The organism is Pasteurella skyensis (assembly GCF_013377295.1).
GTDB classification, from domain to species: domain Bacteria; phylum Pseudomonadota; class Gammaproteobacteria; order Enterobacterales; family Pasteurellaceae; genus Phocoenobacter; species Phocoenobacter skyensis.
In genome coordinates this window covers 625,860-642,603 of the sequence record NZ_CP016180.1, presented here as the reverse complement: position 1 = coordinate 642,603, position 16,744 = coordinate 625,860, and the positions used below count along the sequence as shown (strand labels likewise).

The 16,744-nt window shown below is 35.7% G+C and carries 12 protein-coding genes; 5 read left to right on the top strand and 7 right to left on the bottom strand.

The features are described 5' to 3' along the window. Window positions 1-45 precede the first annotated feature (45 nt). The 4 genes from A6B44_RS02970 to A6B44_RS02955 all read right to left on the bottom strand — a co-directional run bounded on the left by A6B44_RS02970 (window position 46) and on the right by A6B44_RS02955 (window position 4,738). On the bottom strand, window positions 46-981 hold the full coding sequence (locus tag A6B44_RS02970; RefSeq protein WP_090921297.1) for a sugar ABC transporter substrate-binding protein: 936 nt from the start codon (window positions 979-981) through the stop codon (window positions 46-48). A 77-nt stretch (window positions 982-1,058) separates the two neighbouring features. Next, window positions 1,059-1,994 carry a sugar ABC transporter substrate-binding protein gene (locus A6B44_RS02965; RefSeq protein WP_090921296.1) on the bottom strand — a complete coding sequence of 312 codons (936 nt, stop codon included), beginning with the start codon at window positions 1,992-1,994 and terminating at the stop codon, window positions 1,059-1,061. 262 nt (window positions 1,995-2,256) lie between these two features. Beyond that, window positions 2,257-3,087: a MurR/RpiR family transcriptional regulator gene (locus A6B44_RS02960; RefSeq protein WP_090921295.1), complete on the bottom strand. Its 831-nt coding sequence runs from the start codon at window positions 3,085-3,087 to the stop codon at window positions 2,257-2,259. A 142-nt stretch (window positions 3,088-3,229) separates the two neighbouring features. Further along, window positions 3,230-4,738: a CoA-acylating methylmalonate-semialdehyde dehydrogenase gene (locus A6B44_RS02955; RefSeq protein ID WP_090921294.1), complete on the bottom strand. Its 1,509-nt coding sequence runs from the start codon at window positions 4,736-4,738 to the stop codon at window positions 3,230-3,232. A gap of 211 nt (window positions 4,739-4,949) precedes the next feature. Between A6B44_RS02955 and iolB the strand changes: the two genes are divergently transcribed. Continuing rightward, window positions 4,950-5,780 (top strand): 5-deoxy-glucuronate isomerase, encoded by an 831-nt coding sequence (iolB, locus tag A6B44_RS02950; RefSeq protein ID WP_090921293.1) that lies wholly within the window; start codon window positions 4,950-4,952, stop codon window positions 5,778-5,780. A gap of 392 nt (window positions 5,781-6,172) precedes the next feature. On the opposite strand, the gene A6B44_RS02945 is transcribed toward iolB, so the two are convergent. Further along, window positions 6,173-8,080, bottom strand: a complete 1,908-nt coding sequence (locus A6B44_RS02945) for a bifunctional 5-dehydro-2-deoxygluconokinase/5-dehydro-2-deoxyphosphogluconate aldolase (protein ID WP_090921292.1) — start codon at window positions 8,078-8,080, stop codon at window positions 6,173-6,175. Between the two features lie 229 nt (window positions 8,081-8,309). Between A6B44_RS02945 and iolD the strand changes: the two genes are divergently transcribed. The 4 genes from iolD to A6B44_RS02925 all read left to right on the top strand — a co-directional run bounded on the left by iolD (window position 8,310) and on the right by A6B44_RS02925 (window position 13,518). Next, entirely contained in the window at window positions 8,310-10,250 is a 1,941-nt protein-coding gene (gene iolD, locus A6B44_RS02940) for a 3D-(3,5/4)-trihydroxycyclohexane-1,2-dione acylhydrolase (decyclizing) (protein WP_090921291.1), read from the top strand. 72 nt (window positions 10,251-10,322) lie between these two features. Continuing rightward, window positions 10,323-11,219, top strand: a complete 897-nt coding sequence (gene iolE, locus A6B44_RS02935) for a myo-inosose-2 dehydratase (protein ID WP_090921290.1) — start codon at window positions 10,323-10,325, stop codon at window positions 11,217-11,219. A 41-nt stretch (window positions 11,220-11,260) separates the two neighbouring features. Beyond that, window positions 11,261-12,247: an inositol 2-dehydrogenase gene (gene iolG / locus A6B44_RS02930; protein WP_090921289.1), complete on the top strand. Its 987-nt coding sequence runs from the start codon at window positions 11,261-11,263 to the stop codon at window positions 12,245-12,247. 140 nt (window positions 12,248-12,387) lie between these two features. Then, on the top strand, window positions 12,388-13,518 hold the full coding sequence (locus A6B44_RS02925) for a Gfo/Idh/MocA family protein (protein WP_090921288.1): 1,131 nt from the start codon (window positions 12,388-12,390) through the stop codon (window positions 13,516-13,518). 150 nt (window positions 13,519-13,668) lie between these two features. Here the strand turns inward: A6B44_RS02925 and A6B44_RS02920 are convergent, their stop codons facing one another. Both A6B44_RS02920 and A6B44_RS02915 read right to left on the bottom strand, forming a co-directional pair. Further along, complete coding sequence (locus tag A6B44_RS02920; protein ID WP_090921287.1) at window positions 13,669-15,015, bottom strand: PTS sugar transporter subunit IIC; 1,347 nt, start codon at window positions 15,013-15,015, stop codon at window positions 13,669-13,671. A 2-nt stretch (window positions 15,016-15,017) separates the two neighbouring features. Then, window positions 15,018-16,346 (bottom strand): alpha-L-fucosidase, encoded by a 1,329-nt coding sequence (locus A6B44_RS02915; protein WP_090921286.1) that lies wholly within the window; start codon window positions 16,344-16,346, stop codon window positions 15,018-15,020. Between the last annotated feature and the right edge of the window lie 398 nt (window positions 16,347-16,744).

Genomic DNA, 16,744 nt, shown 5'->3' with positions numbered 1-16,744 from the left:
GGAAAATTAACTGATGTAACAAAATAAGGGTTATGTTGTTTATCTCTATTCCTTATATTTATGTAAATATTGTTCTTTTTTCTCTGGTGTCACCAGTTCAAAAGGAATCCAATTATATTGTGCGACTTTCTCTCCTTTTGCTGCTTTATAAGCAATTTCTGCACTTAATGACCCTTGCCCTGCTGCAGATTGATAAACTGTTGCATCTAATCCTTTTCCTAAATAAGCCAAAGCATCTGGGGTAGCATCAATACCAACGATTAATAAATCTTCATCTTTTAATCCCATCTTTCTAGCTGCAAGCAATGCTCCAATTGCCATTTCATCGTTGTTACTAAAAATAACATTAATATCTTTATGAGCAGCTAAAAGATTTTCCGTAATATCCATTGCTTTAGCTCTATCCCATTTAGCTTCTTGTTTTGTGATAATTTCTATTTCTGAATGAGATGATAATACTTTTTGATTACCCTCTGTTCGTTGAATTTGAGCTTCCCAGCCTAGAGGCCCCATTAGAATAATAGCTTTTGCTGCTTTCCCATTAAGTTGTTTTAAAATAAATTCAGATTGCATTTCACCCGCTGTGATTTCTTCAGAACCAATAAAGCTCGTGACATATTTCATATCTTTTTCTTTTGGTTTACCATTTACGATAACCAAAGGTAATTTTGCTTTTTTTGCCTTTAATCCTACCGCTTTCACAATATTTTTATCTGTTGGCATTACAAGTAAAGCATCAACACCTGAGTCAATAAAATTCTCAATATCATTTAACATTCGAGCAGGATCCGAATTTGCATCGGCATATTTAAATCTGACATCATTATGTTCTTTATCAAAACGTTTCATTGCATCTTGTAAATAAGTTGGGTATTTATCAGACAAGCTATACATTGATACCCCAATAACTAATTCTTTTGCTTGAACCATCAAAGAAAAACAAGAAATTCCTAAACCTAATATTAAACTTTTCTTAAACATCGCCTATTACTCCCAACTTATAATGATAACTATTTAGTAAGAGCAAGAGCTTTCACTCTTGCTCTATCCACTAAACTTTATTTTTTATATTTTGCTTGATATTCTGCTTTTTTATCTACTGTCACAAGCTCAAATGGTACCATTTTTAGTTTTGGTACTTCCTTACCTTGTGCGGCTAAATAAGCCATTTCAGCACCAGTTTGGCCTTGACCTTGAGCAGATTGGAATACGGTTGCATCAAGCCCATCACCTAAATATTCCAATGCATCAGGTGTTGCATCCAAACCAACAATAATAATATCATTATCATTTACTTTAAGTTTACGACTTGCCAAAATCGCACCAATTGCCATTTCATCATTATTACTAACAATTACGTTAATATCTTTATGTGCAGCTAAAAGGTTCTCTGTAATTTCTAGACCTTTTGCACGATCCCATTTACCTTCTTGTTCAGCAATAATTTTGATATTAGGATTTTTCTCAAAAATTTCTTTATTTCCTTGCGTTCTTTTGATCTGAGCATCTAGACCTAAAGGACCCATAAGAATAATACCTTTTGCATCTTTACCTTTTAGAGTATCTGCAATAAATTGACCTTGAAGACGTCCACCTTCAACTTCATCAGAACCTACATAACTTGTTACATATTTCATTGAATCTTCTAGTGGTTTACGATTTACAATTACTAATGGAATACCTGCTTTTTTAGCCTTACGACCAATTGCTTTAACAATTTCTGGATCTGTAGGAACAACCAATAATGCATCTACCCCTTGATCAATAAATGTTTCAACATCATTTAATAAACGTGCAGCATCTGCATTTGCATCTGATAATCTGAATTCAACATCATCATGTTTTTTATCAAAATCACGAATAGCATCTTGTAAATAAGTTTGCCATTTATCTGAAAATGAAACCATTGGTGCACCAACAACAAGATTTTTGGCCATTGCGACTTGAGAGCTTAATAATGCTCCACACAATGTTGCTAATAATACTTTTTTCATAGGGTTATTCTCCTTACGTAGAAAAATTAATAAAATATACAAACCAAATATAGAAATGTACATTTCAATTAAAAACATTAAAAAATAAATGTTTCAATATAAATAATACTTTTAATTACTCCATAATCAACATCAAATGTTCAAAAATGTGAGATAGATCTTATTTTCTTGTTAATTTTTTCGAATAAAGTAAGAAAGTGATGCAATAAAAAATCCCATATAAAATGGGATTTGGAAAAGATATCTATTGTAATAATAGGTTTTAGGTAGATCGCTTTAAACCTAAAGAAAGTGCTAATGTTTGAGCAAGCGTTATTGTGGCACACTGAGAGCGAAAACCATGAACTTGTGCTTCTTTTACCACAAAAGAAACATCACTGAAGGCTAAAATCGGACTGATCTGACTATCTGTAATCGCAATCTGTTTTATCCCTTTTTTAGCGGTTACATTCATTATTTCAATAGCTTCTTCAGCATAAGGAGAAAAGCTAATGGCAATAACAACATCACCATCTTGTATTTGATTACATTGTTCATCAAACATTCCACCTAAACCATCAATAATAAATGAGCGACAATTTAAATGATGTAATGCATAATTTAAATAGCACGCTATACTAAAGGAGCGTTTTAATCCCACAATAAAAATATTATTTGCTCCATCAAGAATATCAACAGCTTTATTTAATTGTTCTAATGAAGTGTGATGAGCAAGTTGATAAAGAGATTGTGTATTAGCTTTGGAATAAACGTTTAAAACATCTAGTGCAGTTTCTGTTTTTTCTTTGTCTTCGCTTTCAAGCTGACGATGAATACTCAAGCGTTCCGTATAATTTACAGTATAACCTACCACTCCTTCACGAAATACTTGTTTCATTTCGTTAAAACCCGAAAAGCCAAATGCGTTTGCGAAACGAATAAGTGTTGAAGGTGGTACGTTTGCTTTTTCAGCAATAACAGCAACAGTTTCAAAAACAATACTATTCTGATTATCTAACACATATTCCGCCACTTGTTTTAAACGTTTACTTAATGTGTCATAACGTAGTCTAATTTCGTTTTGTAAATTTATAAATTCTGATGATTCCTGCATTCTATCTCCCCAATTGAGCAAGGGTGATTAGTTTACTACTATTCAAAAAATAATCAATATGAAAATAATAAGGGCAATAAAATTAATTTTTATTGCCCTCATCAACACTTCAATACTTCAATACTTCAATACTTCAATTCAATTAAAGTGTTGGCATAGAGAAGGCTGCATCCTCAATTACTTTTGGATTTGGCCAACGGCTTGTTACAGTTTTCATCTTAGTATAGAAGCGTACACCATCTGGGCCATATACATTTAATGCACCATAAGCAGAATGTTTCCAACCGCCAAAACAGTGGAATGCCATAGGTACTGGAATTGGAACGTTAATTCCCACCATTCCCGCTTGAACATCGTAAGCAAACTCACGCGCTGCACCACCATCAGAAGTGAAAATTGCTGTTCCATTACCAAATGGGTGATCATTGATTAAACGCATTGCATTTTTAAAGCCTTTTGCACGAACAATACCGAGTACAGGACCAAAGATTTCTTCTTTATAAATAACCATATCTTCTGTTACATTATCAAATAATGTCCCGCCGACAAAGAAGCCCTCTTCTGCACCTTGTGGTTTTTTACCACGACCATCAACTACCAGTGTTGCACCCTCTTCCACACCTTTATCAACATAACCTGTTACATTATCTAAATGCTGTTTGGTAATCAACGGACCAAAATCCATCTCTTTTTCGCCATCTTTTGGAATACCAGGACCGTGACGAAGTGCTTCTACTTTTGGTTTTAATGCCGCAACTAATTTATCTGCTGTCGCATCATCAATAGTGACTGCGATAGGAAGAGCCATACAGCGTTCCCCAGCTGCACCATAAGCTGCACCTAATAACGCATTTGCTGTTGCTTCAATATCTGCATCTGGCATAACCAAGCCATGGTTTTTCGCCGCACCTAATGCTTGAACACGTTTACCAAATTCAGAACCTATTTTATGAACGTGAGCCGCTGCCGTAGTTGAACCTACAAAGCTCACGGCTTTTACACGCTCTTCACGAAGTAAAATTTCATTATCGTGACGATCACCGTGAACAACATTAAACACACCATCTGGCAAACCTGCTTCTTTTAATAATTCTGCTAGACGAATAGATAAAGAAGGATCTGTTTTGGCTGGTTTTAAAATAAAGGTATTACCACAAGCTAATGCTATTGGGAACATCCACATTGGTACCATTGCAGGAAAGTTAAATGGTGTAATTCCAACTGTTACCCCTAATGGTTGCATTGTTGAATGAATATCAATACCTCGTCCTGCTTGCTCTGAAAATTCACCTTTAAGTAAATGAGGAATACCACAAGCAAACTCAACAACTTCTAAACCACGCGTTAATTCTCCAATAGAATCTGAATAAACTTTACCGTGTTCTTCTGTAATTAAACGAGCTAAAGAATCAAAGTTTTCTTCCAAAAGAGTTTTGAATTTAAACATAATTCTTGCACGACGTAATGGCGAAGTTTTTGCCCAAGCAGGAAATGCAGCCTGTGCAACATCCACTGCCTCATTTACTTCTTCAGGGGTGCTCATCATAACCTGACGAATTTGTTTACCTGTTGCAGGATTATAAATTGGCCAAGCCTTAGTACCTTTACTTGCAACCTGTTTACCGTTAATAAAATTATGAACAGTTTCCATCGTTTACTCCTTAAATATAAAAAAATCTATTACAAAATAGTTCGCAAAGTAGAGTAAAATAATAGAACAAATATTTCAATTCGTTTTTAATAAAAAATAGAATATTTATTCTATTTTGTGATCTTGATCTTATTTTTTATATATTGTCATAGCACATATTTTTATTTGTTGTATTATTTTGTCACAAACTATACTAAGTGAGGAATAGAAAATGAGTTATTTACTTTCTAAATCTAAAAAACATCACCCTGAAGCTAATGGACAGGTGCAAAAAATCACACCTGAAAGTGCAGGTTGGGAATATGTTGGTTTTGAAATGTTTCATTTAAAAGAAAAACAAACGCTTTCTTTTGATACTGAAGATACCGAAGTTTGTTTTGTTATAATGGCAGGCAAAGCAACGTTAACCATAGGAAATGAAACATTTACTAAAATAGGTAATCGTTCAACACCATTTGAACGAATTCCACCTTATTCACTTTATGTTCCACATAGCCAAACAGTCAATATTATCGCAGAAACAACGCTCGAATTAGCGGTTTGCCGAGCTCCAAGTCAAGGTAACTTACCTGTTCGTCTTATCACACCAGAAGAGGTTGGTGTGGAACATCGTGGCTATGGTTATAATAAACGTCTCGTTCACAATATCTTACCTGAAACTGAACCTGCTGATAGCTTACTTGTCGTTGAAGTCTTTACAGATGAAGGTAATACAAGTTCATATCCAAGCCATAAACACGATCAAAAAGAGAGTGAAACAGAAACTTATTTAGAAGAAACCTACTATCATCGTTTTGATCCGCCACAAGGTTTTGCAATGCAACGTGTTTATACTGATGACCGTAGTCTTGATGAGTGTATGGCTGTTTATGATGGCGATGTTGTGCAAGTACCAAAAGGCTACCATCCTATGGCAACGGTAGCGGGATATAACAACTACTATCTCAATGTGATGGCAGGTCCTGTTCGTAAGTGGCGTTTCACTTGGGAAGCCGATCATTTATGGGTAAATAGTGAAGAATATGCCAATAAATTTAAGTAATCTGCAATAAATTTTCTATCTAGTAAGCGGTCTGATTTTTTTAAAATTTGCAAATTTTGATCAAAATCATACCGCTTATTATTTTGTCTATTTAATAGAAATATTATTTGTAAAATTTTGATCCCATTAACGTATCAGACTATCTAAGCACGGTTGCTGAGCCTGTCGAAGCGTAAGTGCTTTTTTATTGTGTTTATACCGCCACTTCTTTGGTAGTTCGACAAGCTCACTAACCGAAGGCTCCCTTCGACAGGCTCAGGGAGCAATAATTAGCAAAACTCAGAAGATACGAATTACTTGATACAATTAAAATAATCAAGCAAAAAATAACCGCTTAGTAAATTGGTATCCCAAAAACACTAAGCGGTCATCATTTTTCTAAAATTTACAAATTAACGAGATTTCCACAATTGAATTAAGCTTTGATAACGTGCGGACACTTCTTTTATCAACTCATCATCATTAATTTCATTTGCCAACCACTGTTTTGATGGCTGTCCGAAAATGGTTCTTCCTACCGCAAAACCTTTCACTAATGGGATATTTTTAGATGCTTCAAAGACAGCTTTAAATTCTTCTTCTGGGGCATCTAAACCTAAAATTAAGATACCACGACAATAGCGGTCATTTTGCTCAATCACTTGGCTAATCTCTTTCCAAGCCTGCTCTGACACGCCTGGTAATTTCCACCAATCTGGTTTAATGCCAATATCATAGAAATGTTGTAACATTTGTGCATAATATCGCTCTTGTTTTTCCATTTCAGCTGGAAGGATAATTTCAAGTAATAGTTCGTGACCTGTGTGGCAACACGCTTGATACACTTCTTTGAGTTTAGTATCTTGTACGGTTTTCATTGCTTCATCATCGGTTGGATGATAGAAAGCTAAACATTTCACCACCTGTTCTAATGGCCAGCTCGCTAATTGCGTACCAAGATCACCGTGTTCTAAACTTAATGGACGAGATGATGGCTCTTCAATCGGACGACCAATCCACCAATTTTTACCTGTAATTTCATTTAATGCCGCTTGCCCAAATGTGGTATCCGCTAGAATTCCCGCATTACCATTGCTTATACCCTCTTGTTGTGCGGTTTGTTCTGCGGCTTTAAGTAGTAATTTTTTTAATTTTGGAATACGTGTTAATTCTGCACCACATTCATTTGCCATATCAACCAGCTGTTTACGATGATCAAACGCAAAAATACATAAATCGTCCCACTGTTTTTTGCGAGTGGTTACTCGGTGTAAATGATTTAATTTATCATCTAAATCTGGGCGTGGTACAGATTCTGCACGAGAAAGATAGTCATCTAACTCTTCTTTTGTTGGCATTGCTGGTGCACAACCGTGACGAGAAACTACTAATGCACCGCACGCATTTGCGTAGCGACAACTTTGCTCCCAGCCTTCATTATTGATATAACCACGAATTAAACCTGACATAAAGGCATCACCTGCCCCCAGAACATTTAATACGGCAACTCTCACACCATAAACGTTTAAACCGCCATCAAGGTCATCAGGTAACTCACCTTCAAATACTGAGCAACCTAATGCTCCACGTTTACATACTAAGGTTGCTTGGCTAAATTTACGTACATTTTTCAATGCAGTTAAGGTATCTGTTGAACCACCTGCAATATGAAATTCTTCTTCTGTTCCAACTAAAACATCAAAATGATGTAAGACTTCTTGTAAAGATTTCGTCACTGCTTCTGAGTCAATATAACGGGTTTCACCATCACCTAACGAGGTTAAGCCCCATAGTACTGGACGATAGTCAATATCCAATAAGCGTTTCACACCATTACGCCCTGCATATTCTAGTGCAGTTAAAACCGCTTCTCTGGTATTTGGATGTGAAAGGTGTGTACCTGTAATCGCTAATGCTTTTGCTGAAGCAATGTACTCTTCTGTAAAATCATCTTTGGTAATTGCCATATCAGCACAATTATCACGATAAAAAATCAGAGGGAAAGTATCTTCATCTTTGATACCCAATAATACTAATGCAGTTAAACGATCTTTATCAGTAATTAAATGACTGGTATCAACACCGACACTTTCTAATTCCTCTTTTAAAAAGCGTCCCATATGCTCATCACCAACACGAGCTAACATCGATGATTTCACCCCCTGAATTGCTGTTCCATAAGCAACATTTCCTGATGAACCACCTAAATATTTAGAAAATGTCCCCATATTTTCTAAACGAGCACCGATTTGTTGTCCATATAAATCGACAGCTACACGCCCTAAACAGATTAAGTCTAGTTTTTTTTCTACACTTTTCATCATATCCTCACTTATCTATATTTAAAACTAATATAAGAATAAAACTAAATGAATTAAATTTCCACTAATTGAAACATATATTTCAAAAAAGTCACGTTATTAAATGTATATTTGAGAACAAGATCACAAAATGAAATAAAACTTTCAAAATAATATTGTGTTGAAATGAATAAATTACTAGAATTTCTGAAAAATTATTGTTCTTTTAACTCATGGGAGTGAAATAGAGATGAAAACGACTAGACTTACAGTTGCACAGGCACTCATTAAGTTTTTAGATAATCAATATATAGAAGTTGATGGTCAAGTAACAAAATTTGTTGAGGGTGTTTTTGGTATATTCGGTCACGGTAATGTATTAGGCTTAGGACAGGCTCTTGAACAAGACTGTGGTAATTTAATTGTTAGACAAGGGCGTAATGAGCAAGGTATGGCTCACGTTGCAATCGGTTTTGCAAAACAACACGCACGCAAGAAAATTTATGCCTGTACCTCTTCTGTTGGTCCAGGTGCTGCAAATATGATTACCGCAGCTGCCACTGCAAGTGCAAACCGTATTCCTCTTTTACTACTGCCAGGTGATGTGTTTGCGACTCGTCAACCCGATCCAGTCTTACAACAAATTGAGCAACCTTATGATTTAAGCATTAGTACCAATGATGCGTTTAAGGCAGTAAGCAAATATTGGGATAGAATCAATCGCCCAGAACAGCTTATGAGTGCTTGTATCAATGCAATGCGAGTATTAACTGATCCAGCAGAAACAGGGGCTGTAACCCTTGCTCTACCTCAAGATGTACAAGCAGAAGCTTATGATTTCCCTGATTATTTCCTAGAAAAACGTATCCACCATATCGAACGTGTTACACCAGCTGATTCAACCATAAAAATGGCTCTTAAACTGATTAAGAATAAGAAAAAGCCATTAATTATCTGTGGTGGTGGCGTGCGTTATTCTGGCGCTGCAGAAGAATTAAAACAATTTGCGAAAAGTTTCAATATTCCATTTGCTGAAACACAAGCAGGAAAAAGTGCGGTTATTTCCGACTATCCTTTAAATGTAGGCGGTGTGGGAGAAACAGGTTGTTTATCAGCAAACTTACTCGCTAAAGAAGCAGATTTAGTCATTGGAATTGGAACTCGTTATACTGATTTCACCACTTCTTCAAAATGGATATTCCAAAATCCTGAGGTTAAATTCTTAAATATTAATGTAGCACGTTTTGATGCTTATAAATTAGATGGTCTTCAAATTGTGGCAGATGCGAAAGAAACCCTTGCACAATTAACCACTTCTTTAAAATATATTGGTTACTCTGCTCAATGGGATGATCAAATTGTAGAAGCAAAACAACAATTTAAACAAGAATTAGAGCGTGTTCGTAATATTACCTATACTGGTGAAGATTTTATTCCAGAAATTGATGATCGATTAGATAAAAAAGCGGTATTTGCAGAATTCCAAAAAATCACCCAATCTTGCTTAACACAAAGCCGTGTGCTTGGCATTCTTAATGAATATTTAGGTAAAGATGATGTAATTGTTGGTGCTGCGGGTAGTTTACCAGGAGATTTACAACGTACTTGGCAAACCAAAGGTGAAGGAACTTATCATCTTGAATATGGCTACTCTTGTATGGGCTATGAAGTCAGTGCCTCACTTGGTGTAAAACTTGCTCAGCCTGAGCGTGAAGTTTATACCCTACTTGGCGATGGTTCTTATATGATGTTGCATTCTGAATTAGTGACTTCAATTCAAGAAAACAAAAAAATCAATGTTATCGTTTTTGATAATATGGCAAATGGTTGTATCAATAACTTACAAATTGGCAATGGAATGGATAGTTTCTGTACTGAATTCCGCTTTAGAAATGAAAGTTCAAATCAATTAAATGGTGGACTTGTTCCTGTTGATTTTGCGATGAATGGTGCTTCTTATGGCTGTAAAACTTACAAAGTGACCACAGAAGAAGAGCTTCTCTTTGCATTAGAAGATGCAAAAAAACAAACTGTTTCTACATTAATTGATGTAAAAGTATTACCAAAAACAATGGTTCACGGTTATGGCAGTTGGTGGCACGTTGGTGTTGCGGAGGTTTCTGATAAAGAAACTATTCAACAAGCATACCAAAATGCTCAAAAACACATAAACGAAGCTCGTCGTTACTAATTTTTAATATTACATCCGCTCTCTTTGAGGGTGGATTCAAAGATTATTATCCATACACAAGGAGAAACTTGTATGAAAGCTGAAAATGTAAAATTAGGTATTGCGCCTATTGGTTGGACAAATGATGATTTACCAGAATTAGGTGCTGAAAATACTTTTGAACAATGTGTGAGTGAAATGGCTCTAGCAGGATTCACAGGTTGTGAGGTGGGAAATAAATACCCTCGTGATGTTAAGGAATTAAAACATAAACTAGATCTACGTGGTATCCAAATTTGTAATGCGTGGTTTAGTACATTCTTTGTTGACGGTAAAAAAGAAGAAACTATCGCTGAATTTATTAAACACCGTGATTTTCTACATGCAATGGGTGCAAAAGTAATTGGTTGTTCGGAACAAAGCCGTAGTATTCAAGGGCAGAAAAAAGCAATCTTTAAAGAAAAAACGACTTTTAATGATGCTGAATGGCAACTGCTTGCTGAAGGTTATAACGCACTGGCTAAACTTGCCGCAGAAAAAGGAATGAAAGTCAGCTTACACCATCATATGGGAACAGGTGTCCAAACCCCAGAAGAAGTGGATCGCTATATGGAAATGACTAACGATGACGTTTATTTACTCTTCGATTCAGGACATATTTACTACTCAGAAGGCTCACAAAAAGCAATGTTAGATATGCTTGAAAAATATATCGATCGCATTTGTCACGTTCACTTAAAAGATGTGCGTGATGAAGTGGTTGCAGAAGTAAAAGAAAATGATCTTAGCTTCTTAGAAGGAGTTAAAAAAGGCACATTTACTGTACCGGGTGATGGTATCATTGATTTCAAACCTATTTTTGAAATTTTAGATAAACACAACTACAAAGGTTGGATGGTTGTAGAAGCAGAGCAAGATCCTGCGTTAGCAAACCCATTTGAATATGCCCTAAAAGGACGTAAATATATCAAAGATGTTGCTGGAATTTAATTCTAACAAATACTGATTTTAAATAATATCAAGGAGTTACTATGTATAATGTTGCTTTATTAGGTGCAGGTCGTATCGGTCTTGTTCACGCTGTAAATATCGTAAACCACCCAGAAACCACTCTTTATTCTGTGGCAGATCCGTATGAACCAAATGCGAAAAAAATGGCAGAAAAATACGGCTGTAAAATTCAAACAATTGAAGAAGTGATGGCAGATCCAAATGTTCACGCGGTACTTATCGCTTCTGCAACAGATACTCACGCAGATTTGATTGAATTATCTGCAAGAGCAGGAAAAACCATTTTCTGTGAAAAACCTATCCATTTAGATATGGCTCGTGTAAAAGAGTGTTTAAAAGTGGTTGAAGAGTACAATGTGCCACTATTCATCGGTTTTAACCGTCGTTACGATCCACAATTTAGACAAGTAAAAGAGCGTTTACAACAAGGTCAAATTGGTAAACCTGAATCACTCATTATCATCTCTCGTGACCCGTCACCACCACCAGCAGCTTATGTAAAAGTATCAGGTGGATTATTCCGTGATATGGCAATTCACGATTTTGATATGGCTCGTTTCATTATGGGCGAAGATCCAGTATCTGTTTATGCAAGTGGTAGTTGCTTAGTCAATCCTGAAATTGGTGAAGCGGGGGATATCGATACTGCGTTTGTTGTAATGCGTTTCCCATCTGGTGCAATGGCAACCATTTCTAATACTCGCCGTAGTGGTTATGGCTACGACCAACGCCTTGAATTACACGGCGAAAAAGGAGTACTTACAGCGAAAAATATCTATGAAGACAGCGTTGAACTCTGGACAGATGAAGGTTGCAAATACGCAAAACCTGAATTCTTCTTCTTACAACGTTATGATGCAGCTTATAAAGCAGAATGGGAACACTTTGTTGATATTCTAAATGGCAAAGCAAAACCAGCCACAACAGGTATTGATGGAATGCAAGCACTTTATCTTGCAGATAAAGCCCTTGAATCACTTCAAACTGGTAAAGAAGTAAAACTGTAATTTCTATTACATAAAGCGATAAATCCACATCATAACAAGCGGTCACTTATGGTGTGGATTTTGCAAATTTATCGTTAATATTTCTTGTCTTCAATACTTCATCTCATAAAAGTTTCTATAAAAATTAAGAGGTAACTAAAATGAAAAAAGTTCGTGTCGGTTTAATTGGAACAGGCTATATTGGTCGTTGTCACGCCATTGCCTATGCTCAAGCCCCAACCGTTTTTCCACTAGAGGCTGAATTACAACTTGAATATTTAGCTGAAATCACACCTGAATTAGCAGCACAAAAAGCCAAAGAATTTGGTTTTAACCGTTCAACAGGAAACTGGCAAGATGTGGTTAACGATCCAAATGTTGATGTCGTTGATATTTGTACACCTAACTTTTTACACAAAGAAATTGCATTAGCTGCTATTGCTAATGGCAAACACGTTTACTCAGAAAAACCCCTCGCTTTAAATGCTAATGATGCAAAAATAATGTATGAAGCAGCTGAAAAAGCGGGAGTTAAAACCCTAGTAGGATTTAATTACATCAAAAATCCAACCACACAATTAGCAAAAGAAATTATCGAAAAAGGTGAAATTGGCGAAGTTGTCCATTTTTATGGTACCCATAATGAAGACTATCTCGCCAATCCAAACACGCCACTCGACTGGCACTGTGTGAAAGAAAAAGCGGGCTTAGGTACACTGGGAGATCTTGCTGCTCATATTATTCAGATGTCACAATATTTAGTTGGGCAAGATATTAAATCAGTGATTGGTGATATGGAAACCGTGATTAAACAACGTCCTAATCCAAATGATCTTTCACAAATGTGTGACGTAGAAAATGAAGACCAAGCAACCGCAATGGTTCGCTTTGCCAACGGCTGTATGGGAACAATTGAAACCTCTCGTATTGCTTGTGGTCGAAAAATGGGATTAAGCTATGTAATTACAGGAACGAAAGGCACTATCAGCTACACCCAAGAAAGAATGGCAGAGTTAAAACTCTACATTCACAGCGACGATCCTGCTCGTCAAGGTTTTAAAACTATTCTTACAGGCCCACTTCACCCTGATTATAAACATTTCTGCGTGAGTGCAGGACACGGCATTGGTTTTAATGATCAAAAAACCGTTGAAATCAGAGATTTAATTAACGGACTTGCTAACCCAACCGCAAAACTTTACCCTGATTTCGAAGAAGGGTTTAAAATCTCTCGCATTTTAGATGCTATTGCTCTTTCCGCTGAAGAGAAACGTTGGATCGATATTTGTTAAACTTATTTAGAGACTGAATATTTAATTCATAATAAAAGGCTAATCAAATGAAATGATTAGCCTTTTTATCTGGTTTTATCACAAAATAAGCGGTTAGATTATCTATAATTTTTGCAAATTTTGATCTTAATCTGACCGCTTAAAAGTATTTTATTGTATTGTCGCTTTTGCTTTTTCAAGCACTTCTTTTTCTTTTGCTAAGAAATCTGCATCTAGATTTTTTTCTCTTTCAATACAAGTTCTCTCATAAACTTTAAAGAATGGATAGTAAATAATCACATCTAATACAATCAATGCAACACTTAACACAGGCGCCCAAATATCACCACCTGACACTAGATATGCCCCTATTGGTGCAGGTGTTGTCCAAGGTGCCATTAAATAAACACGATGAATAAGATTAAAATCTAAAATTAAATACGCAATGATTGCATTCGCCATTGGTGCAAAAATAAGCGGAATGAAGAACATTGGGTTAACTACCATTGGCACACCATACACGATTGGTTCACCGATAGAGAAGAAAGATGGCACTAATCCAATTTTACCGATAGAACGTAAATGTGCAGATTTACTAAATACTAATAAAAATGCAAGTGCAATTACCCCACCAGACGCACCGTGTACAATGTAAAAATCCCAGAAACTATTAGTTACAATGAACGGTAATGGCTCACCTGCTTGTAATGCACTTAAGTTTGCTGCCATATTTTGTAGTAAAAATGGTGTCCATAATTGCATTAAAACCAAAGATCCGTTAATACCTAAAAACCAAAGTAAATGCGTTGCAAATACGAATAAACAAATTGCACCTAACGAATCACTCACTTTAATCAACGGTGCCATAAAGTCCATAATAAGTTGTGGAATTGTACTTCCTGTTGAGGCTTCAATATATAACGCAAAAGGATAAAGTGTGACTAATACCGCCAAAATAGGGATCACGATATTCAATGATTCCGCTACTGCTGTTGGTACCTCTTTTGGTAATTTAATACGAATATGTAAATATTCCAGTAAGCGAGTTAATTCGACAGTATAAATAGCAATGAAAATCGCAGAGAATAAACCAATTCCGCCAAAGAATTTAATATCCATCTGCCCATTTTGTACTGGTGCCGCCACCAATAAAAATGCCATTACAGATAAGAATGCAGCAGGTAAAGGCTCTCTTTTATAGGCTTTTGCTAGGTTATAAGCAATACTTGCCGCCGTAAACAAAGAAATGGCATTAAAAGACATTTGGAAGAATCGCCAACCATAATCACTTGCCCAATGAGCAAAAGACCACCACGCTTGTCCAAAACTATTTGTAGTATTTTCATCAAATGGTGGAATCAATAAAATCATTATAAAGCTACCCACAATTAGGAAAGGCAGTACCACAATAAAGCCATCTCGGATAGCCGAAATATGTGGTTGGTTTTCCATTCTTTTTGCTGTTGGAGCCACTTTTTCATTCATAAAAGCAATAAAACGTTCAGATAGTGTTGCCATAACTATTTTTCTCCTTGTTTAATTTTGAAGCCTAAGATATACCAATCAGCTTGGTAATTATCGATATGTAATACTCGTCCATTTTGTGTATTTTCAACACTAAATTGTAATTCTGGATTTAATGCTTCCACCTCGCCAAATAATGCAAACGGTAATTCATTTTTGCCTTCTTTTAATCCGTCTAAGAAGATATATAAATCCTCTCCTACTTTGGTATGGTAGTAAGTCACATCTTGTTCTTTATGGGTTAAATGACGACTACATTTTGAACCATAAATTCCTTCACCATTGACTTTCAACCATTTTCCTAATGCTAATAAACGTTCTGCTTGTTCTGTTGGAATTGTTCCGTCTGCTTTTGGCCCAATATTTAGCAATAAATTGCCATTATCAGAAACCGTTTCAACCAATAAGGTAACAAGATCTTTTACTGAAATTAAATGGCTTTCATCTTCAATTTGGTTATAGCCAAAAGATAAGCCCATACCACGACACATTTCCCATTTTTTATCTCGAGAAGCGGTACCATATTTATACTCTTTAGACGTAAAATCACACCAAAGTTTATTCCAACGATCATCAACCACACCATCTGCAACGGTATTATAATAATGAGCAAATAGATGAGGGAGCATATGTTCACCCGCTTTTGGCCAACCAATATCATTCCAAAGTACATCTGGTTTATAGCGATCAATCAATTCAATCACTTGTTTATAAGCAAAATCAGCATATTCATAGGTTGGGCAAGCATTAGAGAAGTTTTGGCTTTCCGTAAAAATAGGATCAGACGCATACTGCCAGTCAATAATGCCTGAATAATATGCCCCCATTCGTAGACCTTTATTTCTTACTTCTTCAGTAAGTTCCCCCATAAGATCACGTTTAGGACCATCTTGGGTACAGTTAAAATCGGTATATTTACTTGGATAGAGACAAAAACCATCGTGATGTTTAGTCGTTAAAACAACATATTTCGCCCCAGCTTGAGCAAATAATGCAGCCCACTCTTGTGATTGCCATTTTTCGGCTTTCCACTGCGGAATAAATTGATCATAAGTAAAATCTTCACCATAGGTTTTAATATGGTGTTCATAGGTAGGTCCTTTTTTTACATTAATAGAGTTTGAATACCATTCTGCATAAGGATTATTACAAAACCACTCTTCATCAACATCAATTTCCCCTAATTGACAAGTCGGTGGAGCAAAAGCTGGAACAGAATAAATTCCCCAATGAATAAAAATACCAAATTTAGCATCTTCATACCACTCTGGTACTTCGTGAGTTCTAATAGAACTCCAATCAGCATGATAACGTTTTTGTGTCATATTAAACTCCTATGAAATGAAATGGAATAAATTATAATTACAAAACAAATAATGAAATAATTTATTTCATTTATCAACAAAAATGAAATTTTTATTTGATTTTTGTGAAACGCTTCACAGAATATTTTCAGAATGTCCTTCAAAATCATAGACTGAAATGACCGTTTTTTACAAAAAAGCAAAATAACGGTCATAAATATGAATTATTTAGACTTTTAACCAATAAAAACATTTAGATAGACTAATATTTCACGAGGATAAAAATGGGTCGTTTCAGATGACAAATAATCAACAAAAACGCAAAGGACTGACTCCTGTTAATACAGAAATCAGTCCTTAAATTTTATTATTGAATTGAACAGTACAAGTTTAGGAATTTATACCATTTTTGCAAATTT

Excerpts from the sequence above, each read along its gene's own strand:
- A6B44_RS02960 (WP_090921295.1), bottom strand. The coding sequence starts at position 3,087 with ATGCAGGAATCATCAGAATTTATAAATTTACAAAACGAAATTAGACTA.
- A6B44_RS02970 (WP_090921297.1), bottom strand. The coding sequence starts at position 981 with ATGTTTAAGAAAAGTTTAATATTAGGTTTAGGAATTTCTTGTTTTTCT.
- A6B44_RS02925 (WP_090921288.1), top strand. The coding sequence starts at position 12,388 with ATGAAAAAAGTTCGTGTCGGTTTAATTGGAACAGGCTATATTGGTCGT.
- A6B44_RS02945 (WP_090921292.1), bottom strand. The coding sequence starts at position 8,080 with ATGAAAAGTGTAGAAAAAAAACTAGACTTAATCTGTTTAGGGCGTGTA.
- A6B44_RS02920 (WP_090921287.1), bottom strand. The coding sequence starts at position 15,015 with ATGGCAACACTATCTGAACGTTTTATTGCTTTTATGAATGAAAAAGTG.
- iolE (WP_090921290.1), top strand. The coding sequence starts at position 10,323 with ATGAAAGCTGAAAATGTAAAATTAGGTATTGCGCCTATTGGTTGGACA.
- A6B44_RS02965 (WP_090921296.1), bottom strand. The coding sequence starts at position 1,994 with ATGAAAAAAGTATTATTAGCAACATTGTGTGGAGCATTATTAAGCTCT.
- iolB (WP_090921293.1), top strand. The coding sequence starts at position 4,950 with ATGAGTTATTTACTTTCTAAATCTAAAAAACATCACCCTGAAGCTAAT.
- A6B44_RS02955 (WP_090921294.1), bottom strand. The coding sequence starts at position 4,738 with ATGGAAACTGTTCATAATTTTATTAACGGTAAACAGGTTGCAAGTAAA.
- iolG (WP_090921289.1), top strand. The coding sequence starts at position 11,261 with ATGTATAATGTTGCTTTATTAGGTGCAGGTCGTATCGGTCTTGTTCAC.
- iolD (WP_090921291.1), top strand. The coding sequence starts at position 8,310 with ATGAAAACGACTAGACTTACAGTTGCACAGGCACTCATTAAGTTTTTA.
- A6B44_RS02915 (WP_090921286.1), bottom strand. The coding sequence starts at position 16,346 with ATGACACAAAAACGTTATCATGCTGATTGGAGTTCTATTAGAACTCAC.